At 44.4% G+C, this 22,076-nt stretch carries 20 protein-coding genes; 10 read left to right on the forward strand and 10 right to left on the reverse strand.

What is annotated here, in order from left to right:
- Positions 1 to 56 precede the first annotated feature (56 nt).
- The 4 genes from wecB (at position 57) to ACLWOR_RS18255 (ending at position 7,586) form a co-directional block, all read left to right on the forward strand.
- The gene (gene wecB, locus ACLWOR_RS18240; protein ID WP_413942275.1) at positions 57 to 1,214 is read left to right on the forward strand and encodes a non-hydrolyzing UDP-N-acetylglucosamine 2-epimerase; all 1,158 of its coding nucleotides are present in this window, start codon (positions 57 to 59) and stop codon (positions 1,212 to 1,214) included.
- A gap of 42 nt (positions 1,215 to 1,256) precedes the next feature.
- Complete coding sequence (locus ACLWOR_RS18245; protein WP_413942276.1) at positions 1,257 to 2,210, forward strand: hypothetical protein; 954 nt, start codon at positions 1,257 to 1,259, stop codon at positions 2,208 to 2,210.
- 216 nt (positions 2,211 to 2,426) lie between these two features.
- Positions 2,427 to 3,719 carry a hypothetical protein gene (locus ACLWOR_RS18250; protein WP_413942277.1) on the forward strand — a complete coding sequence of 431 codons (1,293 nt, stop codon included), beginning with the start codon at positions 2,427 to 2,429 and terminating at the stop codon, positions 3,717 to 3,719.
- Between the two features lie 354 nt (positions 3,720 to 4,073).
- Complete coding sequence (locus tag ACLWOR_RS18255) at positions 4,074 to 7,586, forward strand: hypothetical protein (protein ID WP_413942278.1); 3,513 nt, start codon at positions 4,074 to 4,076, stop codon at positions 7,584 to 7,586.
- 43 nt (positions 7,587 to 7,629) lie between these two features.
- On the opposite strand, the gene ACLWOR_RS18260 is transcribed toward ACLWOR_RS18255, so the two are convergent.
- From ACLWOR_RS18260 to ACLWOR_RS18280, 5 genes are all read right to left on the reverse strand, one after another.
- Positions 7,630 to 8,433 (reverse strand): class I SAM-dependent methyltransferase, encoded by an 804-nt coding sequence (locus ACLWOR_RS18260; RefSeq protein WP_413942279.1) that lies wholly within the window; start codon positions 8,431 to 8,433, stop codon positions 7,630 to 7,632.
- Positions 8,434 to 8,534: 101 nt separating this feature from the next.
- Complete coding sequence (pstB, locus tag ACLWOR_RS18265) at positions 8,535 to 9,302, reverse strand: phosphate ABC transporter ATP-binding protein PstB (RefSeq protein ID WP_413942280.1); 768 nt, start codon at positions 9,300 to 9,302, stop codon at positions 8,535 to 8,537.
- 6 nt (positions 9,303 to 9,308) lie between these two features.
- Positions 9,309 to 10,229 (reverse strand): phosphate ABC transporter permease PstA, encoded by a 921-nt coding sequence (pstA, locus tag ACLWOR_RS18270; RefSeq protein ID WP_413942281.1) that lies wholly within the window; start codon positions 10,227 to 10,229, stop codon positions 9,309 to 9,311.
- Positions 10,230 to 11,105, reverse strand: a complete 876-nt coding sequence (gene pstC / locus ACLWOR_RS18275) for a phosphate ABC transporter permease subunit PstC (RefSeq protein WP_413942282.1) — start codon at positions 11,103 to 11,105, stop codon at positions 10,230 to 10,232. It lies immediately after the preceding gene.
- A 71-nt stretch (positions 11,106 to 11,176) separates the two neighbouring features.
- The gene (locus ACLWOR_RS18280) at positions 11,177 to 12,172 is read right to left on the reverse strand and encodes a PstS family phosphate ABC transporter substrate-binding protein (RefSeq protein ID WP_413942283.1); all 996 of its coding nucleotides are present in this window, start codon (positions 12,170 to 12,172) and stop codon (positions 11,177 to 11,179) included.
- A 97-nt stretch (positions 12,173 to 12,269) separates the two neighbouring features.
- Between ACLWOR_RS18280 and ACLWOR_RS18285 the strand changes: the two genes are divergently transcribed.
- Entirely contained in the window at positions 12,270 to 13,793 is a 1,524-nt protein-coding gene (locus ACLWOR_RS18285; RefSeq protein WP_413942284.1) for a PAS domain-containing protein, read from the forward strand.
- Between the two features lie 2 nt (positions 13,794 to 13,795).
- On the opposite strand, the gene ACLWOR_RS18290 is transcribed toward ACLWOR_RS18285, so the two are convergent.
- Positions 13,796 to 14,212, reverse strand: coding sequence for a Fur family transcriptional regulator (locus ACLWOR_RS18290; RefSeq protein WP_413942285.1), 417 nt, complete (start codon positions 14,210 to 14,212; stop codon positions 13,796 to 13,798).
- 87 nt (positions 14,213 to 14,299) lie between these two features.
- Complete coding sequence (locus ACLWOR_RS18295) at positions 14,300 to 15,010, reverse strand: EI24 domain-containing protein (RefSeq protein ID WP_413942286.1); 711 nt, start codon at positions 15,008 to 15,010, stop codon at positions 14,300 to 14,302.
- A 135-nt stretch (positions 15,011 to 15,145) separates the two neighbouring features.
- Here ACLWOR_RS18295 and ACLWOR_RS18300 point away from each other — a divergent pair, with 135 nt between their 5' ends.
- Positions 15,146 to 15,667 (forward strand): hypothetical protein, encoded by a 522-nt coding sequence (locus ACLWOR_RS18300; RefSeq protein WP_413942287.1) that lies wholly within the window; start codon positions 15,146 to 15,148, stop codon positions 15,665 to 15,667.
- 43 nt (positions 15,668 to 15,710) lie between these two features.
- On the opposite strand, the gene ACLWOR_RS18305 is transcribed toward ACLWOR_RS18300, so the two are convergent.
- Positions 15,711 to 16,496 (reverse strand): hypothetical protein, encoded by a 786-nt coding sequence (locus ACLWOR_RS18305; RefSeq protein ID WP_413942288.1) that lies wholly within the window; start codon positions 16,494 to 16,496, stop codon positions 15,711 to 15,713.
- 267 nt (positions 16,497 to 16,763) lie between these two features.
- Here ACLWOR_RS18305 and ACLWOR_RS18310 point away from each other — a divergent pair, with 267 nt between their 5' ends.
- Entirely contained in the window at positions 16,764 to 17,663 is a 900-nt protein-coding gene (locus ACLWOR_RS18310) for a YihY/virulence factor BrkB family protein (RefSeq protein ID WP_413942289.1), read from the forward strand.
- Here the strand turns inward: ACLWOR_RS18310 and ACLWOR_RS18315 are convergent.
- Positions 17,654 to 18,184 carry a hemerythrin domain-containing protein gene (locus tag ACLWOR_RS18315; RefSeq protein WP_413942290.1) on the reverse strand — a complete coding sequence of 177 codons (531 nt, stop codon included), beginning with the start codon at positions 18,182 to 18,184 and terminating at the stop codon, positions 17,654 to 17,656. The genes ACLWOR_RS18310 and ACLWOR_RS18315 overlap by 10 nt on opposite strands.
- 194 nt (positions 18,185 to 18,378) lie before the next feature.
- Between ACLWOR_RS18315 and ACLWOR_RS18320 the strand changes: the two genes are divergently transcribed.
- Positions 18,379 to 19,488 carry a Rieske 2Fe-2S domain-containing protein gene (locus tag ACLWOR_RS18320; protein WP_413942291.1) on the forward strand — a complete coding sequence of 370 codons (1,110 nt, stop codon included), beginning with the start codon at positions 18,379 to 18,381 and terminating at the stop codon, positions 19,486 to 19,488.
- Between the two features lie 523 nt (positions 19,489 to 20,011).
- Positions 20,012 to 20,299, forward strand: coding sequence for a hypothetical protein (locus tag ACLWOR_RS18325; protein WP_413942292.1), 288 nt, complete (start codon positions 20,012 to 20,014; stop codon positions 20,297 to 20,299).
- A gap of 21 nt (positions 20,300 to 20,320) precedes the next feature.
- Here ACLWOR_RS18325 and ACLWOR_RS18330 read toward each other — a convergent pair whose 3' ends face one another.
- Positions 20,321 to 20,971, reverse strand: a complete 651-nt coding sequence (locus tag ACLWOR_RS18330; RefSeq protein ID WP_413942293.1) for an HAD family hydrolase — start codon at positions 20,969 to 20,971, stop codon at positions 20,321 to 20,323.
- 180 nt (positions 20,972 to 21,151) lie between these two features.
- Between ACLWOR_RS18330 and ACLWOR_RS18335 the strand changes: the two genes are divergently transcribed.
- Positions 21,152 to 22,075, forward strand: a complete 924-nt coding sequence (locus tag ACLWOR_RS18335) for a hypothetical protein (protein WP_413942294.1) — start codon at positions 21,152 to 21,154, stop codon at positions 22,073 to 22,075.
- The last annotated feature ends 1 nt before the right edge of the window (position 22,076 follow it).

Consider the following 22,076-nt stretch of genomic DNA (forward strand, 5'->3'; position numbering starts at 1 on the left):
TGATGTAAAGATAATCAAGTTGCCAAAGAATAATTCTCTCTCGTAAGTTGCTTCACATGAAAAACATTCTTGTTGTATTCGGAACTCGTCCTGAAGCTATTAAACTTGCTCCCTTCATTTTGAAAGCGCGTCAAGACAAGCGATTTAAAGTTCATGTTTGTTCAACCGGCCAACACCGAGAGATGTTAAAACCACTTCTCAGCTTTTTTGACATTGTGCCTGATTACGATCTCGATCTGATGAAGCCTGGACAAAGCCTCGTTGATATTTCAATGGGAGTGATGAAAGGTGTTCAAGATATTTTGTCAAAACACAAGATGGACGGAATTATCGTTCAAGGCGATACCACCAGCTGCTTTGTCGCGAGCATGGTGGGGTTTTATAATAAGGTTCCGGTTGCTCATGTTGAAGCAGGTCTTCGTTCAGGCGATATCTACTCCCCTTTTCCAGAAGAATTTAATCGCAAGGGCACAGGCCTTATTGCAAAACTTCACTTTGCACCGACAGAAGTATCGCGTAGAAATCTGATTCGTGAGCACTATCCAGAAAATTCCATATATGTGACTGGCAATACAGGAATCGATGCTTTATTGGCCGTCAAAAAACGTCTGCACGAAAATCCACAACTGCACCAAGAGTTTAGTTCCCGATATCGTTTTCTAAATCCCACTAAAAAACTGATTCTGGTCACTGTTCATCGCCGCGAATCTTTTGGCCAACCGATGGAAGAAATTATGAAGGGCCTTGTGGACCTTTCAAAACGTGAGGACCTGGAGATCTTAATTCCTTTACATATGAATCCGCAGGTGCGCAAAAGTGCTGAGAAAATATTTGGATCCCACGCTCTTTGGGCACAAAGTGATTCCCAACCTTCTGCAAGTAAGATCTGGCTTTGCGAACCGGTGGACTATGTTCCATTTGTTTATTTGATGGATCGTGCGCACATGATTATCACAGACTCAGGTGGCGTTCAGGAAGAAGCCCCGACACTGGGGAAGCCGATTTTAATTGCGCGCGAAAAAACCGAGCGTCCCGAGGCCATTACTGCGGGTACTTCAAAACTGATTCCGCTTGAGCAGAACTCATTCTATCAGACGGCCTGTGAAGTTCTTGATGTTACTTCGCTCTACAAACAAATGTCTCAAGCACAAAACCCCTTCGGTGATGGAAGCGCCTGCGCTAGAATTCTTGATGTGATGGCGGAATCTCTTTAAATATCTTGTTCTAAAACATGGCTCTTATTAGACTTAAGAGCCATGACAACTCGTATATTTCTTTTTCTGGCGGTCTTCTTTTCTGCGACATTCTCTTTTGCACAGGGCTTTGAACTTACGGCCGGTTTAACGCCTCCGAATCAGCAAAAAACAGTTCTTCGCTATTCGGGCTCTTTTTATGACAAAACAGATTTCCCCCAAGAACGCGCCAATATCACGCAACAGGGGTTGGCTTTTTCAACTCCCATATATCTGACGGAAGACTCAAGCATTGCATTTGCCGGTCGTGGCGACCAGTTGAAAGTAAACCCTGCGCAGGGTGGATTTTCAGAACTCTATGATATTGAGTTTGGTATGACTTATACAAAGCTCTTAGGAGAAAAGAAGCTTTGGGCTGTTACGGGCAGTTATGGCTCGGCAAGTGATAAACCATTCTATACACCTGACGTGAGCACAGTGGGTTTCACTTTCATGTATATGGAGCCTAAAGATGAAAAAAGCAGTTGGCTTTATTTAGTGAACTACTCCAACAACCGCCCGATTCTGAATAATATCCCGCTTCCGGGTTTTGCCTACTTCTACACACCTTCAAAAGAATTCCGCGCTGTTCTCGGCGTTCCATTTGCCTCTATATATTGGCAGTTTGTGGATAAATGGAGCTGGAACTTCTTTACGCTCTTTCCGTGGGTTATCAAAACCAGCATCAACTATTCTATTGCAGGCCCCATGCAAGCTTATTTCGGGCTCGATTTCTCACAAGAGACTTATTATATGTATGGGCGCGAGAACAAAGAGGACCGTCTCTTTTATGATGAGAAGAAATTCTTTGTGGGATTCAAATCCCCGATCAGCCAATACGTGATGGCAGATCTTGAAGCGGGCCACGCGTTTGATAGATCTTTTTTCGTTGCGGAAAACTATGAACGTGAGCCTTCCAATCCTTTGGAAATCGGGAACGCATTTTATCTAAAATTAAATTTGAGTGCTCGTTTCTAATTTTTGCGAGCAAAATTTTTATCACACAGTGATTGAATTTTTTTCTCGCAAACTTTCAGTTTATCTCTGTTGTTTAACTTCCGTTCAAAGTATGAAATTTATACTCCATACAGGCCCTAAATAGTGGATTTTAGGGCCAAAAATGGGGTTTACAGGTTGGCAAGCTGTTTGCTTTAGTTCCCGTCACAACAGTAATTTCATTGATGGGGAAATCATATGAGAATGTGGAATGGTTTAGTTAAGTCTGTCGTTATTTCAACGACACTTTGGTCACAACTTGCTTGGTCAATCAGCAAAGAAATGGAAGCTTTGGTGCGCATGGAGGTTCACTCCAATGCCGTTGCTACTCGTAGCAATCAATTTACTCGCATCGAGCATTTTGAAATTCCGTTGGAGTTGGTCGAGAAAGATATCGCTGAGCGTGCTAACAAAGGTTTTATTGATTCAATGATCTTTGAACGCGACGGCAAAAAATATGTTCGTTGGGTGATCAATCCTGAAGATACAAAATGGTATAAGGAAGTTGAAAAATTCCTTCTTCAAAACAATATTCAACCTGTTCGTAAAACACATTTCGTGGGTTACATGACAGCTTCTCGTTCGTATATCGTTGTTGATCCAAAAACTGGTGCTGAGTTCTCAATTAAAATGTCAACAGACCGTACTGGCGGTAACTGGAGAGACAAACAACAAACTTGGGACGACGCTAAGCAAATCCGTATGATGACGGATTTCGTAGATCAACAAGTTAAAACTCAACCAAAATTGAAAAACATCATCTTGCTTGATGAGCCAATGGCTTTTGGTATCAAATCTATCGACCAAGCTATGGTGATCCGTTCTTACGAAGCGCTTAAAGGTACAGGCAAACGTTATGTTCCGGGTTTCTCTATCATGCATGAAAACTTCGGTAAAAAATTAGCTCTCGCTAATGGCAACACTGACGTGGCGGCTTATTGGGAAAGAAACTACAACAGACCTCTAGCTCGCGCTCTTGCAGAGTTCTTTGCTTTGTCTGGTATGACGTACGATTCTCCACACTCTCAAAACTTCCTGGTGGAGCTTGATAGCAAAAATAAGCCAACGGGCAAAATCGTATTACGTGATTTCGGCGATACTTACTTGAATAAAGAATTCTTCCAAGCTGTAGGTCGTAACGACATCTTAACAGCTTGGGAGCAATCAAATATTAAGCAAGGTTACATCCCTGCAGCTGTGGGTATCCTTCACGGAAACAAAGCACCAAGCTGGATGGAAATGAACGCCACTTATGATATTCCAACGAAAGATTCTTATAACCAATGGGGTAAAGAGTTTTTCTTTGAGTTCGGTCAAGAAATCGAAAAGCAAACAGGTGTGAAACTGACAGCTTCAGCCCCACGCCGTAGTGGTAACTATGTTCAGTCAGCACTTTCAACTGCTGACGGTCCTGGCTTTGCTTTCTTGAACCTTGTGAAAAATGGTCAACAACGTGATCACGTTGCTGGCCTTTGTGCAAACCTGTTCTAATCTAAAGACTAAACCGACAACATTTCCCCGTTGTCGGATAAAACAACAAAGGCCTTACGAGCGTCATTCCACCTCGTGAGGCCTTTGCCTTTTCGAGATACAGATCTTACCTTTGCAATAAACGAGACATAGAACTTGAGTTAGATCATTGTAACGTTGCTTTTTTCAGTACTATCGTCTTGCTAAAGTAACCAAATACTCACCATAAATTTACAGAAAATTTCCAGAGAGAACAGAAAACTCGTCTCCATTTCTTCTCTAAGTAGCCGATAACTCATGTGATTGGTGCACACAGAGCGACAAGGGAACACTTTTTTGAGACGTCGACTGAACTTCTTATTTCTATTTCTAATTATGGCCTTCTCGTTGTCGGTCCATGGAAATCCATCTGGTATCAACATAGCGGGTAAGCTTTCATTAGCATCTGATGACTCTGCGGTCACATCTCCCGATGTTGATTTTCGCATAAAAATCTTAAGCCCCAATGGATGTCTTCTCTACACCGAGCGTTTTGATAACATCGATCTTTCTGCTACTGGTGGCGTCTTTAATTTTACACTTGGAAATGGTGTTGGCGTTACAAACGTTTACGATGCAGCACTCAATACGAAGGCCGCTCTTATCAAAGTTTTCTCAAACGAGTCACCGACTCTGACAACTCTTTCAAGTTATTCAACCGGCCCCTGCACGGCTGGCACCTATGATCCGCAAGATGGTGATGGTCGTCAGGTCGTCATTGAATTTGACCCGTCGGGTACCGCAACAACTTATACGGCGTTATCTCCTTTTCATCAGATCCGCTCTGTTCCTTACGCGATGTTAGCTGATATTTCGCTGAAAGCATTGGATTCAGACAAACTCGGTGGTGTTGCCGCTGCAAACTACGCTACCACTGCAAGTCTTGTGACCGCCGTTCCGGCAGCGGAAACAGATCCAACAGTCACGGCCGTTGCGAATTGTAACCCAGGTGACGTCTTAACAAAAACGGCTGGCTCTCTTGTCTGCACCATTCCAAGCGGAAGCTCCTATACTTTGCCAGCAGCTACAACCACGGTTTTAGGCGGAGTTAAAACGGGAGTCGCTGCAACGACGGGAATATCCGTTGCTGGTGACGGAACTATTTCAATTTCAAATGCCCTCCTGACTGATATAAGCACGGCAAAAACGGACATCACTGCGCTTCAAAATGGCAAAGTCGATAAATCCGCTATGGCCATTTGTGCGCTCAATGAAGTTCCGGTTTGGCAATCTCCAGCGGATAACTTTGTCTGTACGGATATTCAACTTGCTAATACCACACAAGTCACAGGTCTTGATGCTGCCCTTAACGGTAAATTAAGTCTGACTGGTGGAACGATGACTGGTGATATCGTGATGAGCGGTGCTGGCACCGATATCAACATGGGTAACAACATCATCTCAAATATTGGATTTTTGCATTTAGAAAATAAAACCGCAGATCCTGCATTCAGTGCCGGAAATAACGGTTACGTTTGGTACAACTCTTCTGACGGAAAAATTAAATTTAATGACGGTACAGCGATTCGCGAACTTGGTGTGAGCGGAGCTGGAGGTCCTCCTTCGGGTGCCGCTGGCGGTGACCTTGCCGGAACTTATCCGAACCCAACCCTTGCCGTCTTGGGCGCGGGTGGAACTGGAACCAAGGTAACCTACGATACAAAAGGTCGCATCACAGGAACTGCCGCTTTAGATGCTACCGATATCCCTGCTTTAGATGCTGCGAAAATCACGACTGGTAACTTTGATATTTCTCGAATCACAAGTGCTACAGGAACAAGTTATTTAACTTATAAACCTGCCAACGTGGCTTGCTCGAATAACGATGTGATGAAATGGGACAATGGCAACTCGCGCTGGACTTGCGGTACCGCGAGTGACATTGGTTCTATTACTTCGGTTGTAGCGGGAACAGGCGTCGATGTAAACACAGCCGCAGGTGCCGCAACTGTCAGTGTAGAAACTGAACTTGCAGGCCTTAACAGCCTTGCGACAAACGGTTACGTGCAAAGAACTGCGGCCGGAACTTATTCAACTACAACTGGCAATACATTGAATTCAAACTCCACAGTTGTGACACGCGATGGTTCTGGTGTCTCGGGATTTTCCGGTATCATACTTAATAATGGCTCTATGAATATCACGCAAGCAGCACCCGTTGCTGGTACAAGTTATGTTCTGACTTGGCCATCAGATGACGGCAATGCCAATCAAGTTCTCAAAACAGACGGGAATGGTCTTTTGAGTTGGGTCAATCAAACAGCCGCAGATAATTTAGGAAATCACACGGCCACTCAAAATATTCAATTAGGCTCAAACTGGCTCAGTGGTGATGGTGGCAATGAAGGTATCCAAGTGGACTCCAATGGCCAGATAGGTATAGGTACGGCGACACCAGCTTCTCCTCTGCATGTCTTGGCTACTGGCAATGGCGCAATCACTTTGCAAAAGTCTTCCAACGACAACAACAGTGCTGACGTTTATTCTTTCAAATCTCGTGGCACACCCTCTTCTCCGACGGCGGTACAAGCTGGCGACAGATTGATGGGGCTTTACGGGCTTGGTGCTTATTCCCCGACTCAATATTCAGCCAACGTGGGAGCTGTGCAAATCGTAGCAGCAGAAAATTTTACGGCGACCAATCAAGGTACAAAAGTTGATTTTGGTACGACTCCTATTGGTGGTACTGCTCGGCAAACCAGAATGACTGTTGATTCAACAGGGTATGTTGGAATTGGAACGACAGCTCCATCAGGTATTCTTGATGTTCAAGGTGGAGCAGCGGCAGCAAATACCGCGGGCACTCCCATTATATTGAAAGCACAAGATGCAACAGGCCCGGCTGGAGGCGTCGGTGGAAGTATTTATCTTACTCCCGGTGACGGGGCTGGTACTTGGCCAGGCGGTACTGTCCGTATTCAAACGACTGAAGGACAAACTGGTGCTCTGTCTGTGAATAACAACAGAACGAATAGCTACACTTCTACGTCGGCTTCGAGTTCAACTCCTTCCTTTGTATTGAATTTAGCGAATAACTACAGTGTGAATAGTAATTCTGCCCTGATGAATGGAGCTATAAGAAACTCCAGTGCGATTGATCAGGAAGGTTATTTGGGCTTTGTCTCCATAGCTGGAGCCGCCAACCACTCACCTGACTTTGTTTTGGGAATGCAAACCGGAGCAACTGATTATCAAGAACGATTGAGAATTCAGGGCTCAACAGGCAATGTCGGTATTGGCACTTCGGCTCCACTCACAACATTGCATGTATATAGCAGCCAATCAGCTGCTACAGCCCATCCAGACCGTGCAGGGTTTCTTTTAGAATCGGAAGGCACAAGCGTTGGTGGCCGTATAGCTTCTCGAGTTTACTCTGATACTGAGAGTCCATTGTTTGTAGCTTATCGTGCCCGTGGCGCGAAATCGGGTCCCTTATCACTTTTAACGGGCGATGTAATAACTGCCATATCGCCAGTTGGCTATGATGGATCTACTTGGCAAACCGGTGCACATATCCGTTTTCAGACTACTGAAAACTGGAATACGAGTTCTATTGGTTCCGCGATTGTGTTTCGTACTCCGGCTAATACAACGACCTCTGCGCTTGAGCGTATGCGTGTAGATCACAATGGTAATATCGGTATTGGGACAGCAGCTCCAGGCGCTTCTAGCATTTTAGATATCTCATCGACAACCAAAGGTGTTGTACTTCCCCGCATGACAAAGGCACAACGAGATGCAATCACGTCTCCTGTAGCCGGAATGGCAATCTATCAAACCGACAACACTCCAGGCCTACGAGTCTACAACGGCACCAACTGGATGCGCTTCACGGAAACCGCCGACTAACCTCGGAGGCACATTACTTTTTCTTTAATCACTCTGTTACTATTTAAGATGTCTTTTTAAGAACAAAAAGACAGATGTGCCCAGAAAAAGGCGACAAACAGACCTGAAGAAGCTTCCTAGCAACTTTTAGAGGAAGTTTCTTAGAGCTGTATATCGGCCCCAATATCGGTTGTAGAAACGGAACCTCATCTTTAAGTCCCTTCACGCCATCCATAAAATGCACATCTACTGGAACTAAGTTAAAAGTTTTAGCTGCATTCACTATTTTATCTGGATCTAAGACAAACTGATAAAACGATTTTTCCCAACCAATGGGTCTTGACCAGCTAGTGTATGCTGAAAACGCAGCTTTAATTTTACGAAGTGGGTTCATTGAAGGAACTGTCAGAAATAAATAACCGTCTACTTTTAGAATTCTTGCAGCTTCACCTAATGCAACCTCAAAGCCTTCTGGAAAATGCTCAATCACACCGAGAGACCAGCAACCATCAAAAGTTCTATCCGCGTAAGGCATGTGCCTTACATCACCTACAATACAGTTTAACTCTGGGTTACTAGTCTTGATTCTTTCAACAGTTTTAGAGGCCCAATCCAACCCAACAACTTTATAGCCATCTTGATTGAGAGTGTAGACTTTATCACCGACGCCGCAACCGGCTTCAAGAACATAAGAACCTTTTTTTAAATATTTACGAGTAATCTTGGATACAAACTCGTTGCGAACTTCTGTTTTAGCATTGTCCCAATGATAATCCCAATTTTCTTGCGAAGAAGAATTACCTAGGTAAACTAGGCGGCAGTTATCTTTATCGTAGTATTTATTAGCTAACTGGTTCTCAATATCCATTCTCTTCACCCTCTTGCTGCAAAGATCCTAATCAATCTACCACAAGAGTCAAGAATTCAACCCGCCCTAAATGCGGCCATAAACGGGGCTTTTCATCCATCTTAACCGAAGCGGCCGGTGATGTAGTTTTCGGTTCTTTGGTCTTTCGGGTTGGTGAAGATTTGGTCGCTGGCTCCGAATTCAATGAGGTCGCCCAAATACATAAATGCTGTGAAGTCAGAAACACGCGCTGCTTGGTGCAGACTGTGTGTGACGATCGCGATGGTGACGTCTTTGCGAAGTTCCTGGATCAATTCTTCAATATGACGTGTTGAAATCGGATCCAGTGCTGAGGTTGGTTCGTCGAGCAACAAAATCTCTGGCTCTGTTGCCAAGGCGCGCGCGATACACAAGCGTTGCTGTTGCCCACCTGACAAAGCTGTCGCCGAAGATCCCAAACGGTCTTTTACTTCGTTCCACAACCCAGCTTGTTGCAAAGATTTTTCCACACGCTCTTCGATAAAGCTTTTCTTTTTCACACCACGAACTTTCAAGCCGTAGGCAACGTTTTCAAAAATGCTTTTCGGAAATGGATTTGGTTTTTGGAAAACCATGCCGATGCGCATGCGCACTTCCATGGGGTCGATTTCTTTACTTAAGATATTTCTTTTATCTGGATAAAGGAGGATCTCGCCTTCATAGACGGCATTGGCATACAAATCATGCATACGATTGAAGCAGCGTAAAAGCGTCGTCTTACCGCAGCCAGATGGCCCAATAAGTGCTGTGACACGGTCTTCGTGAATAGGCAAAGTCACGCCCTTAAGGACTTTTTTCTCGCCATACGAAAACACTAAATTTTTAACTTCTGCACGTAACTTTAATTCCATACTCTCTTACCACTTCATACGCTTACGGAATCGCGAACGCAGATAAATTGCGCCACCGTTCATAATAAGCGTCATTATAAGCAAAACGATCCCCGTTGCGGCTGCATTGACGTGAAATTCAGCCTGAGGTCGAGACAACCAGTTAAACATTTGAATCGGCATCACAGTAAAGGGATCCATTAACCACTGTGCATTTAAATAAGGGAAATGACCGTCGACAGGTGATGTCGGTAAAAACGCGATAAATGTCAAAGCACCGATCGTGATCAGCGGAGCAGTCTCGCCAATGGCACGCGATAACGAAATAATCACGCCGGTCAGAATACCACCTGAAGAGTACGGCAATATATGATAGCGAATGGTTTGCCACTTGCTCGCTCCCATGGCGTAACTTGCTTCGCGAATGGTATTAGGAATGGAACGAATGGCTTCACGTGTTGTCACGATGATGATGGGAAGAACCAACAGACCCAATGTCAAACCCGCAGTCAAAATGCTTTGGCCAAGTTTTAATTTATAAACGAACAAACCAAGAGCCATCAAACCGTACGTGATCGAAGGAATCCCTGCCAAGTTGATGATATTCAGCTCAATAATTTGCGAGACCCAGTTTTTCTTAGCGTACTCCTCAAGGTAAACGCCAGCAGCCACTCCTAAAGGAATTGCGCAAAAGGCTGTTGTCACCATAATACAAAAAGATCCCACCCAAGCAGACAAAATCCCCGCTTTTTCAGGGAAACGTGATGGGAAGTTAGTGAAAAAATCCCAACTTAGACGAGGAACACCCGTCATCGCCAAATCCACGATCAAAGTCAGCAAGGTAACCAATGCAAACAACAAAGACAAAAGACCCACAAATGCAAAAATGAAATCCCATCTTTGGCGTTTGCGAATATTGGAGATAAGTTCTTGTTGAGACAGACTCATCTACTCTTTCTCCTGGAATTTCTTACGGAGCCAAAGGCCCACGATATTAAAGCACAATGTTAAGCACAGCAGACTTAAACCTGCGACATAAATTGATTGATAGCCAATGGATCCATGCGGAAGATCACCCAGACTCACCTGCACGATAAACGCAGTGATCGTCGCAGCAGGCTCTGTTGGATTAAAAGTCAGATTCGGCTGCATCCCGGCGGCAATTGCCACAACCATGGTTTCACCCAAGGCGCGGGAGATACCCAAAATATAAGCCGACGTAATTCCCGAAAATGCAGAAGGTATGACCACACGGAAAGCTGTTTGCAAACGCGAAGCCCCCACTGCAAATGAAGCCTCACGCAAGTGCGCAGGCACAGATCGCATGGCGTCTTCACTGAGACTGCTCACATAGGGAACAATCATCACACCAATTACAAGACCCGCGCTTAAAACGTTAAAGCCTGAAATTGAAGGAAAGATTTTCTGCAAAAGTGGTGTGACGAATAACAAAGCAAAATAGCCGTACACAACAGTCGGAACTGCTGCCAATAATTCCAAGACAGGTTTTAAAATTTCACGCAGTGAAGGACTGATGTATTCACTTAAGAACGCGGCCGCCACAGTTCCAAGTGGAATTGCAACAACGAGAGCGATTAATGTCGACAAGAACGTTCCGCAGAGAAGCGGCAAGATTCCGTAGTGCGCGTTTTCAAATAACGGCGTCCACTCAGTATCAGTTAAAAACTCTTTAAGACTGACATGCTCAAAAAAAGGCATGCTCTCAGTCACCAGAATACCAACGATTCCCACAGTGACCAAGACGGACGACGCCGCAGCCAAGAAAAGTACAATCTCAATGCACTTCTCTCTTAAACGACGCATCCGCCGAACAGGATGATCGGCGGATGTAAATTCTGAAAGCTTACGTAATTGATTTTTAGACACAGTTGAAACTACAACGATCCTTCTTTTTTCAGCAAGTCTTCGATTTTAATACCCACTTCAGAGTGGCCGCCGAAAACTGTGCCCAATTTGTTTTTCTTCACGTGATCTTGTGCCATCTCATATGCTTTTGCTGGCAAAGCCACATATTTCACTTGTGGAACAATTGTAGCTGAATTTTTCAAATAAAACTCTACGAATTCTTTCACTTCTGCTTTTTTCAAAGAAGCTTCGCTAACGTAGATAAAAATTGGACGAGAAAGTGGGAAGTAAGACCCCGCTTCCACTGTTTCGCGAGAAGGCAAAACCGCTTCGTTTTTCTTTGGAGCTTTGTCTCCACCCACGATGCCTACGACTTTTAGTTTCGCCTTATTTTCTTCATAGTACGCAAGCGGCACGTAACCAAGAGCGTTTTTGTCATTTGAAACGCCAGTTACAAGCGTGTTGTCGTCTTCACTTGCCGTGTAGTCACCGCGAGAAGATTTTGCCTTACCAACGATAGCTTCTGTGAAATAGTCAAAAGTTCCTGAGTCAGAACCCGCACCATAAAGTTTGAAGTTCTCTTTTGGCCAAGCTGGATTCACATCACTCCACTTCATGACTTTGCCTTGAGCTTCAGGAGCCCACATTTTTTTAAGCTCTTCAACAGTGATAGATTTAACCCATGTGTTTTTTGGATTCACCACAACTGCTGTTGCATCGTAAGCAATCGGGAGTTCAAGGAATTTGATACCTGCTTTACGGCAGTTCTCAAGTTCAGCAGATTGGATGGGACGAGAAGCATCTTGAACGTCTGTCTCGCCGCGGCAAAACTTTTTAAATCCGCCACCAGTACCTGAGATGCCTACTGTTACACGTACTTTACCTCTTTTTGAAGTTTGGAATTCCTCAGCCATCGCCTCAGTGATTGGGAATACGGTGCTAGACCCGTCAATTTTGATAACCGGAACTTGGGCATGAGCCACGTTCGCAGACGCAAATACCGTAAGAAGTAAATTCAATAGCATGGACGCTCCTTTTATGGATTGAAATCTAGCACCAAGAACTGGCAGAGTATTGTTAGGGTTTCTTTAGAATTTAAACGTTTCGCGTCAGGGATGGGCATTGAAAACGAAAAATTTCATGGATCAAGACAAGCTTTTGGAAAAAATCAATCGGTTGATCCCCAACTCCGTTTACATTTTTGACCTCGTGGAAAGCCAAATGGTTTGGTTTAACGAGCGCGTGCAAGAACTTTACGGCTATAGCGTGGAGGAATTACAGGCCTTAGGGGCTGAGTACTACGCGCAAACCATGCATCCTGACGATGTTGCAGTTTTAGCCGAAGCCGTGACCAAGGCCCGCCACATTAGTGACGGTGAAATTATAAGCCTGGAGTATCGCTTTAAAGACCGCTTAGGAAATTATCACTGGATCAAAGATCAAATCACAGCCTTTGCCCGCGGAGACGACGGACTGGTTCGCTATGTGCTCGGTGTCGCAACAGATGTCGATGATCGCAAGGCCTATGAAGAAACTTTAAAGAAAACTATCGACAAATTGAATCTATGCTTGGCGGCAGGAAAAATGGGAACCTGGGAGTGGGAAATTGAAAAAAATGTCCTGCACTGGGATACGCGAATGTACACCATCCATGGAATTCCCGTAGATCCTCGCCTATCTCCGGCGGTTGAAGTCAACCAACGCATGATCAAAGAAGATCTCGACATCGTAAATGAAAAAGTCAGCAAAGCCGTAGCAGAGCGCAGTGATTTTTATGTCACGTACCGTGTGAAATTTGATAACCAAGAAATTCACCACGTAAAATGCTATGGAAAATTCCTTTCAAGCCAAGACGATAAAAAAATGTACGGTGTCGCTTGGGATTCCACCGAAGAAATTTTAACAGAACAAGAAATCCAAGAAGCTCGCGCCAATATGATTTCCGCGGCAAAGATGGCTGCATTAGGTGAAATGTCAGCTGGTATCGCGCACGAAATTAACAATCCGCTGACAGTGATTCAGGCCCGCGCTTTTCAATTGGCACAAATGGCTGATAACAACAAATTAGACACTGAAAAAGTAAAGCAAGCGGCGGAAAGTATCAGTCGCACAGCCGATAAAATTGCGCGCATCATCCGTTCTCTGCGTTCCTTTGCGCGCGAGGGAACATTTGATCCGTACGAAGTTGTGTCCGTGAATCAAATCGTCGAAGAGACTTTGGAATTTTGTCGCACCCGCTTTTACAATCATGGAATTGAAATTGAGCTTGAACCCATTCCAGAAGATTTAGAAATTGAATGTCGCCTCGTGCAAATCGAGCAAGTTTTATTGAACTTGCTGAATAACTCTTTCGACGCCATTCAACAGCTTGAAGAAAAATGGATCCGCGTACGCGTTGCTTGTCAGGATAATATGATTGAGATCTATGTGATCGACTCGGGCCGAGGCATTCCTGAAGATATTCAGCAAAAAATGATGCTGCCATTTTTCACGACTAAAGAAGTTGGCAAAGGTACGGGCTTGGGCTTGAGTATTTCTTCCGGAATTATGAGAAGTCACAAGGGTGAGCTGTTCTTAGACCGACAAGCTGCTAACACGACATTTGTGATTCGTATGCCTCGCTGGCAAGCTGATAGCGCTGAGTAGTTTTAGGACTGACAGCGCGAACACACGCCAAAAAAATCAAGTCTGTGAGTGACTTGTTGATAACCCATCTTTTCAACCATTTTGATATGCGGATCTAAATCACAGATGTGCAAAGGTTCCACTCTTTGGCAGATTTTGCAGATCACGTGATGATGGTGGTGTCCCGATTCAAGAGCGAGCTCAAAACGAGCCACACCATCGCCAAATTCCAAACGCGAAACCAGGTCTGCTTCTTCGAATTTTTTGAGGATGCGATAAATTGTGACGAGATCCATTCCCGCAGATTTACCTTCAAATCTTTTGAAGATTTCATCAGCAGAAATCGGCTCTGGATGGTGCAAAAGAATTTTGAGAATTTGCTGCCTTTGCTGGGTCAGCTTCATCCCCGCACCGCGAACTCGCTCTTCAAGCGACTCCATATTCACATTTTTTCGTTCATGATGACACTTTGACACACCCACTAAATACCCAATTTCCCCAAAAGGTGCCAGAAGAAAAAGGCCCTTTTAAGGAGCCCTCATCTTTTTTAGCGATTCGAGACCGTAATAGGTGTAGCTCAGGGCGCTGAGGACTGGGACGAAAAAGAAGGCAAGTGGGATATAGTTCATCAATCCTAGCAGCATACCCAAAGCATAAAGCCCTTTAGATTCGTTTTTAAGCAGACGCTTGCGCTCATCTTGGCTAGCGTAGTCCTGAAGGACGTCGTACATAAAAACACGCTTATTCAGCCACGAGGTCAAAAATAACGGGACTAGAATTTGCCCGCCCGGGATCAACCATAAAGGTAAAGAAATCAGGAAATAAAACACAAAAAGAGCGGCTGAAAACAGAGCGTTCCAGATGCTGCCCGCGATGGTGCCTCCCCGCTTTTTTTCAAGCGTTCCGAAATCACGGTTGCCAACCCAAATCAAAACCAATGGCATCACAAAAATGGAAGTTAGCAAAACTGAGAGTAAATAAGAGAGTGGAATAAAAACTAGCAGTAAAAAAACCACCGCTATCCAGTAGCCCAGATCCGGCCAAGACTGCGCCCACTGCAAAATCCACAGACTGCTAAACCACGCACCCAGCCCTGTCGTCCATCCCGTCCAAAAGATAAAAAATAAAATCGCAAGACCGCCGACGGCAATCAGAGGCGGCATAAGGAGGAGAAACAACACTTTCGTGTTCACAAGAGCGGCAAAAGAGCGTCTGAAGGCATAAAAAATCTTATCCATACGCGATCATTTCTCGTTCTTTTCTTGGGAGCAAGCGATAAGACCAGATGCTACATGACATTAGTCGGATTTAGCTTTGCATCTGGTGCCATCCATGAGTATTGTGAACGCGAAATGTTAAACAGTGAGGACTTTATGAACAAAATCCCTTTTCAAACCGTGCAAAACTCGATCGATCTGATTTGTGGAATCAGTCAAGAGGGAGATCTTGAAAAAGCCTCTGAACATTTTTTTGACGTGCAGCCTGATCTTTCTGGTTTCTTTATGGAGTTCATCGAAGACATGAGCGAAAACGCTCAAGACTTGGGTTTCATGATGGCTCTAATTTTGAACAAAGCTTATGAGGACTCTTACCAAAAACTTCGCCCGATGACCGAAGACGAAGTTGTGGAACGCTTTGAAAGAAACGAAAAAACTTTTGAAGAATATTTGAACATCGACGACGACATGATCGCGAACTTGATGGAGCAATCTCAAACTCAAGGTGGACAACCTGAAATTTTGAACTACATCATCGAAGAGCTATTCATGTCTCCAGACCTTGAGCCTTCACTGGAAGCCAATGAACAGGTTCATTTGTTTATCGTCTGCAAATTCCTAACAGACTGCTTAAACGATCTTGCAAAAGAAAAAGCGCCTGAGACAATTCGTCACTAAGACGAAAAACTCCGGCGCTTGCACCGACTTTGCGCCGGAGACCTTATTTCTGACAGAATGGGAGCTTTTTAACTATCGAAGCAATCTGCGTGATTCGGTTGTACTTCCCTCCGCTCTTCAAAGTTGACCAGTAAGCATTTGTTTTCACCGTGATCAAACCTGAACGCGCTAACTGACGGGTCATAATTCCCACGCCACAATCAAGATTTTTATACGGATCAAAAATTGTCTTACGCGAATCCGTAGGCTTGAGCTTACGATCGACTTCCCAATCAAACTCACAGAACGGATAACCGCGCACGTCTTGATAAGACAGCTGTAAAAGTCCTTCCGAATAAACAGGTTGCTTGGTTACAGAATCTGTCCCCATGGTTGACTCATGAAAACGCATCGCCGGGTTGTAACTGCTTTCAAATTTTGAGACCGCTGAAAAGAGGGCCGCCCATACGTTGGCGCGTTGATCGTTATTTAATGAATCAAAGCGGGGGCAGAAAATATCCATATCATCTGCACCTTGTAAAAGCGTGTTCCACTTATTCAGGATGATGTTGTGTAAATACTCGGACCATTTTGCGCGCTCAGGTTTTGATGAGGTTTCCCAAGATAAAGCAATGCGCTGGTATCCATTGGAATTATCATCTGTGCCGTCACTTGGCTTTTCGTCACTGGGTTTATCTGGATTATTGGGAGCGGGATCTGCGATGTGATCGACGTTATCGCCGATTGAGCTCAGCGCTCTTCCGGCGCCACCGCGTGAACAAGAAGAGAGCACCATCGCAAGAGCTAAAAAAGCCACTGCTGCGACCTTATTAAGGTGAATACGTTGCACTAAGAACCTCCGTGTGGAACCTGCTAGAACAACGTCTGAATCGGCCTAAAGTTGGTAAATTTAATTCGTTTAAATTTCTTTCGAAAATGCAAGGTGAGAGTGTCTTTTACCATAGTCGAAAAGCCTCGCGCGGGAATATATTTTGATTTTTTTAGAGGAAAAATAGACCTTGGGGGCAGTTGAACATGAATACACTCAGAAACATGAGACTCAACATTTAAAAAAAGAGTTTTTGCTCTCTAAAACCAGGCTTTACAAACTAAGAAGGTGAAGACCAAAGACCTTCTCCATTTTTTTGAGCTTTTTATTATCCGCTTTCAAGACTGCAAAACATCGACTTGGGCAGCCTCGGTGGCATTTTATACGGCTCTATCACTTGCTCCTGTGCTGGTGATATTTCTCGCTCTCTCCCCGATGATTGATGAATCATTAAAGGCGACATTTATCAATGAGCTGCAACAACTTGTCGGTTCCACCGGGGCCAACGCTGTCGCCATGATTTTATCCAACGCGGAACAACGCATTGACTTGATGTCGATCTCAGGTCTTATCGGTGCCGTGACTTTGATGATATCAGCGAGTCTTGTTTTTGGGGAACTGCGCTCCGCTTTCAGCGAAATACTGCAAGCCTACCCTGCTCCGCCGACGGATCCGAGTTACTTCCATTATGTTTGGGTCTTTTTAAAAAGTCGCATCTTCCAAATGGGACTAGCACTGGGATTTGTTTTTATTTTAATCGCCTCCCTAATTGTCTCAACAACCATCTCGGCCCTCTTGCGTTTTGAACATTCCGCACTTGGCGAATTTTCATTTTTTATCAACGCAGCTATTTCATTTTTTCTTTATATCGGGATCTTTTTGGTGATCTTTCGCTTTTTACCACAGAGTCGAATTCCTTGGCGAGAAGCCACTGAGTCTTCTATTTTGACCTCGGCCTTATTTGTCATCGGAAAAGAGTTCGTCGGAAACTATTTAGCTAGCAGTTTTTTGAGTTCATCCTATGGTGCTGCCGGTTCGGTGATTATTTTACTGGCTTGGGTTTATTATTCGTCGTTGATTATTTTTGTAGGGGCGCATGTAAGTTACATCATGCAAACCATGAGAAGACGTGAGAGCGAACAAAAACCTTCGCTCCCACCTCCCGAGGATGAGATCTTCTATAGCTGATTTGGGTAAGACTGATGTTCAATTGGACGTTGCAAGAGTGCCAAATCTTCACTCAGAGCTTGGTCAACTTGTGTTTTATAGATTTCTTTGAGTGTTTCCATTGAGTCGGCGATTTTTTCTGCTTCTTCGTCAGAGAAAACTTTTTTGCCTTCTTTAAAGATAGGTCCCTCTTCCTCTTCGACGTGATGCTCGACAACTTCGCTTAAGACTTTAATTTTTGCTGCCCATTCTTCACTACGGAATGGCAAGCGAGACAGCTCGTTGAGCAAAAGGCGCATCACATGATGCTCTTCCTCGCCTTCCCAGGTATATTCCTCACCCTCTTTACTTTGCGCAAGCACCTTGAGGGGTTGATAGAATACCTCTTGTTCGGCTTTAGAATGAGCTGTCAGTTCGACTTTTAACTCATCAAAGAGTTCGGGAACTTCGGAAAGATCTCGTCCATCAAGCGCCTTTTGAATTCTTTTAAAGAGGTGATCGACATGTCGGTGATCTCGTCTGAGTAATTCATAGATCGTCATAGAGGCCTCCCATATGATTTATTTTACCGTGTCTGCTTGCGGCCTCTAACAATATGGAAAGAATTTTGAAAAATAACAGCAGCAAGAAACAAAAAAACCAAGACCTTGATCTGCGAATCTCCTTGCTAGAATACAGAAGCAGATGATGGGCTTGAAACGCGACATGCCCTCTCACAATTGCTATTCTTGGATTTATGAATCCAAAAAACTCATGGCATAAAGTCGGCGCAGTGCAGACCCTTGCGAAAAAACCACTTCAACAAATTGAAATCGCGAAAGTTAAAATTGCATTAAGTTATCGCGATGGAGAATTTCATGCCGTTTCGGGGGTTTGCAATCATGTCGGTGGACCGCTCGGCGACGGCACCATCGAAGGAGACTATATCGTCTGTCCGTGGCACTACTATAAGTTCCACTACAAGACCGGAGAAGGTGAACCCGGATATGAAAACGACAAGGTCGCAAGCTATCAACTAAAAGTTGAAAACGACACGCTGTGGATTGATCTCGTGCCCGTCACTCCCACCAATAAACTCTTTCATGAGCCCTTGCCGCTAGCTCGCAAACCCGAACGAGCTCCCGGCCCTCTGCGCATCGCTGGCATTTCAACGACAGTGATGGATTCTAAACATCCGCGCTATTCGACTTCGGAAGTTTTATTAGAGGCGGCCCTTAAACACGCGCAAGAAAAGTCTTATGATACGCATTTACTAAAACTACGTGACTTAAATTTTCGCCACTGTGAGGGGTTTTATTCTAAAAATGCTCACGCCTGCATTTGGCCCTGCTCTATCACGCAAATTGATCCCACAGATCAGCTCGATCAGGTTTATGAAGATTTAGTTCATTGGGCAGATGTGATTTTAATTTCCACGCCCATTCGTTGGGGCTCTGCCAGTTCGCTCTATTTTAAAATGGTCGAGCGGCTCAACTGCATTCAAAATCAAATCACCACACATAACAATCAACTGATTCATAATAAAGTCGCTGGGTTTATTATCACGGGAGGCCAGGACAACGTGCAGTCCGTGGCTGGGCATATGATGGGATTTTTTTCTGAACTGGGGTTTCACCTTCCACCATTTCCGTTTATTGCGCACTCACTTGGTTGGAGCATGGAGAACATGGAATACAATGTTCGTTACGTGCAAAGGAATGAAACACTCGCGGAAGCCGCCTGCGACCTCACTCAGCGCTGTGCTGATCTTGCCCATGCTCTTATTACGTCATCGTACCCCGATACGCTCGTAAATCGTGGTGGTCGCAAAGCCTTCAACACAGAAAAGCACGAAGACCTTTCTTAGCTTGTTGAAATATAAAAGGGCTGCGACAAAATCACAGCCCTTTTCCTTAGTCAGTTTATCGGGAATGACTAAGGGCATTCCCCCGCAACAGTGTCTGCAGACGTAAGGTACACAGCAACCTTACTCACATAGAGCACTGCCTCAATCTATTCATTCTTTAAATTATGCAGACCTGATGCCAACACCAGCTGCGAAATAAGACCAAGGCACATCACTTAGAACCCAATGCAAAGTCACGCCTTAGACAGGTCCAACTACTAAAATCCGGTATTCTATAGGAAAAAACCAAAGCGCCCATTCGTTGCACACTGCCTCGTTGATAGACGGCCCAAATCGCATTTGTTATTTTTTAAATGAAATGTAGAAGCTTCTGAAGGCGGCCATAATGGCGATAAGTTTTCGAAGACTTTTAACAGGATGCAATCAATCGCCATAAGTCTCGCTCTGTATTAGCTCAGGCGACCCATAAAACGCTTTCCTTTTTAAACCTGTATCCTGAGCATTGTACTTAAGGAGAAATTTTATGAAAACAGTGCTCATAGCTACATTTTTTCTACTTCTAAGCCTTCAAACTCATGCCGTTGAGGGAACTGACAAATCAAAAAAATCCTCTCCGTCCACGGCCCCCGAGTGGACATCTGTGCAACGTGAAAACATGGCCACCATGCATGAGAACATGGCAACTTGCTTAAGATCCAACAAATCGATGACTGACTGTCGCGCTGAGATGAAATCCTCTTGCCAGAAAATGGGCAAAGAAGGATGTCCGATGGGTGGTAAAGGTCCTCATGGCATGATGTGGACTGAGTAGCTTATTAAAAAATGCTTACTTCTATTTTTTGAAAGCGGCGACGATTGACTCAGCCGCTTCAAAGGAATTGAGAACTTTCAAAGCGTGCGAAAATTGGTGACGTTCGTTAAAGTTATGGCGAATGGCGATGCATTGACAGCCTGCTGCCTTTGCTGCCTGAACGCCCGCCTCGGAATCCTCAAAGACCAGAGCTTCATCAGCCGTGATCCCCAATTTCTGAAGAGCAACAAGATAGGCTTCAGGATCAGGTTTGTGTTTGCTTACATCTTGTTGTGTGATCACCAATGAAAAGTACTTGTCCAACGAAAGTTTTGAGAGGATCCCATCAACCATCCAGCTCGATGCCGAACTCACAACCGCCATTTGTAGGTTCAAGGACATTGCAAAATCCAAAAATCCCACAAGGTCGGACTTCATCTGAACCTTCTCAGAAATCAGCTTTTGGTAATGATTTCTAAAAATCGCATTGAATTCGGCCTCTGTAATTTGGGCACGAGCCTTTTCACAAAAGTGTTTAAGTACGTTTTCCCAACTTTGCCCCATCACTTCCTTATAGACGTCAGCAGATACGCTATAGCCTAGCTCTTGAAAAGCCATAGCAATTGCTTCGGCTTTTAGGGGTTCCGAATCAACGAGTGTTCCATCAAGATCAAACAGTAGCGCTTTGAGCATAGGGCAATAGACCATAATTTAATGTATTATACAATTTTAAGCTGTCAAAAAAATGCACATAAAATTTCAACTTCTATGAATAACTCAGACCATAATTCGCATCGTCTCACGATGGTCGATCTATATTGGAGATTAGCATTCCGCTTTCAATGGCAGCGAAACTTTCTATAATAAGACCTTATGCGATACATCCGACATCATGGACTCATCCTGGTTTTCATTTTGTGCTTCTCTTCCGTCGTTCTTGCTGAATGGACATCGAAGAACAGAGTGGAGCAAGGAATGACCGACAACGCCCTTTTATCTGATGCCAATAAAGAAAGTGATTTTTTTCTAGCTCTGGGTACGAAAAATAGTTTTTCGCTTCAGCAGCACACTTTAGGAGTGCGGCTTGGATATCGCGACTATAGCAAAGAGAACTCGAATGATCTTCTCAGCTGGGGACTCTTTGATCAGCTCAAATGCTTCACGGATAAAACCTGTCAAGCTGAGCTGCGAGGCCAAGAATACGTTTACGGAGAACCCATGTTAACGGACGATTCATTTAGCAATTATGGCGTACTTCTTTCTATGGAAAAGAACTACACCGTTTTTAAAAGGTTCTCACTCGACCTCAGCACAAGCTATGAAGCAAAAAATTACTATTCCCTCAATCGCCTCGATCACATTGTATCCGAAAACGCCGTTTTTGGATATGAGATGAATCCGACTCTCTATTTTGAAGCTGTAGGAGAAGTCGGTCTTGCCGTCTCTTCAAGCAGCGAGTACAGCTCCTTTTTCTTACTAATTTCGGGTTTAGCAGACTACCAGATGAACTCGAAATGGAGCCTCAGCGGAGAGATCGGGATCAAGCAAACTCAATTTTTCTCTCGAGATCTGACAACAGAAACTCAAGTCACACGAAGAAATGGACGCGTGATCACATCTCAAGACACGTCAAAAGAAAGATACTCGGCTGTCTTTATTAACTTCGACGCAAATTACGCGTTTTCGTCGAACATGACAGCGGGGGCTTCTCTGCAAAATTATCAGCAAAAATCATTAAGTGGTTACCAGGACTACAACGAAACAACTATTTTAGCTAAATTTCTCGTTAACTACTAAC

Source organism: Bdellovibrio sp. HCB2-146 (assembly GCF_047345725.1).
GTDB lineage: Bacteria > Bdellovibrionota > Bdellovibrionia > Bdellovibrionales > Bdellovibrionaceae > Bdellovibrio.

Excerpts from the sequence above, each read along its gene's own strand:
- pstB (WP_413942280.1), bottom strand. The coding sequence starts at position 9,302 with ATGGAATTAAAGTTACGTGCAGAAGTTAAAAATTTAGTGTTTTCGTAT.
- ACLWOR_RS18320 (WP_413942291.1), top strand. The coding sequence starts at position 18,379 with ATGAATCCAAAAAACTCATGGCATAAAGTCGGCGCAGTGCAGACCCTT.
- wecB (WP_413942275.1), top strand. The coding sequence starts at position 57 with ATGAAAAACATTCTTGTTGTATTCGGAACTCGTCCTGAAGCTATTAAA.
- ACLWOR_RS18330 (WP_413942293.1), bottom strand. The coding sequence starts at position 20,971 with ATGCTCAAAGCGCTACTGTTTGATCTTGATGGAACACTCGTTGATTCG.
- ACLWOR_RS18255 (WP_413942278.1), top strand. The coding sequence starts at position 4,074 with ATGGCCTTCTCGTTGTCGGTCCATGGAAATCCATCTGGTATCAACATA.
- pstC (WP_413942282.1), bottom strand. The coding sequence starts at position 11,105 with ATGCGTCGTTTAAGAGAGAAGTGCATTGAGATTGTACTTTTCTTGGCT.
- ACLWOR_RS18295 (WP_413942286.1), bottom strand. The coding sequence starts at position 15,010 with ATGGATAAGATTTTTTATGCCTTCAGACGCTCTTTTGCCGCTCTTGTG.
- ACLWOR_RS18315 (WP_413942290.1), bottom strand. The coding sequence starts at position 18,184 with ATGACGATCTATGAATTACTCAGACGAGATCACCGACATGTCGATCAC.
- ACLWOR_RS18260 (WP_413942279.1), bottom strand. The coding sequence starts at position 8,433 with ATGGATATTGAGAACCAGTTAGCTAATAAATACTACGATAAAGATAAC.
- ACLWOR_RS18335 (WP_413942294.1), top strand. The coding sequence starts at position 21,152 with ATGCGATACATCCGACATCATGGACTCATCCTGGTTTTCATTTTGTGC.
- ACLWOR_RS18280 (WP_413942283.1), bottom strand. The coding sequence starts at position 12,172 with ATGCTATTGAATTTACTTCTTACGGTATTTGCGTCTGCGAACGTGGCT.
- ACLWOR_RS18325 (WP_413942292.1), top strand. The coding sequence starts at position 20,012 with ATGAAAACAGTGCTCATAGCTACATTTTTTCTACTTCTAAGCCTTCAA.
- pstA (WP_413942281.1), bottom strand. The coding sequence starts at position 10,229 with ATGAGTCTGTCTCAACAAGAACTTATCTCCAATATTCGCAAACGCCAA.
- ACLWOR_RS18245 (WP_413942276.1), top strand. The coding sequence starts at position 1,257 with ATGACAACTCGTATATTTCTTTTTCTGGCGGTCTTCTTTTCTGCGACA.
- ACLWOR_RS18300 (WP_413942287.1), top strand. The coding sequence starts at position 15,146 with ATGAACAAAATCCCTTTTCAAACCGTGCAAAACTCGATCGATCTGATT.
- ACLWOR_RS18290 (WP_413942285.1), bottom strand. The coding sequence starts at position 14,212 with ATGGAGTCGCTTGAAGAGCGAGTTCGCGGTGCGGGGATGAAGCTGACC.
- ACLWOR_RS18250 (WP_413942277.1), top strand. The coding sequence starts at position 2,427 with ATGAGAATGTGGAATGGTTTAGTTAAGTCTGTCGTTATTTCAACGACA.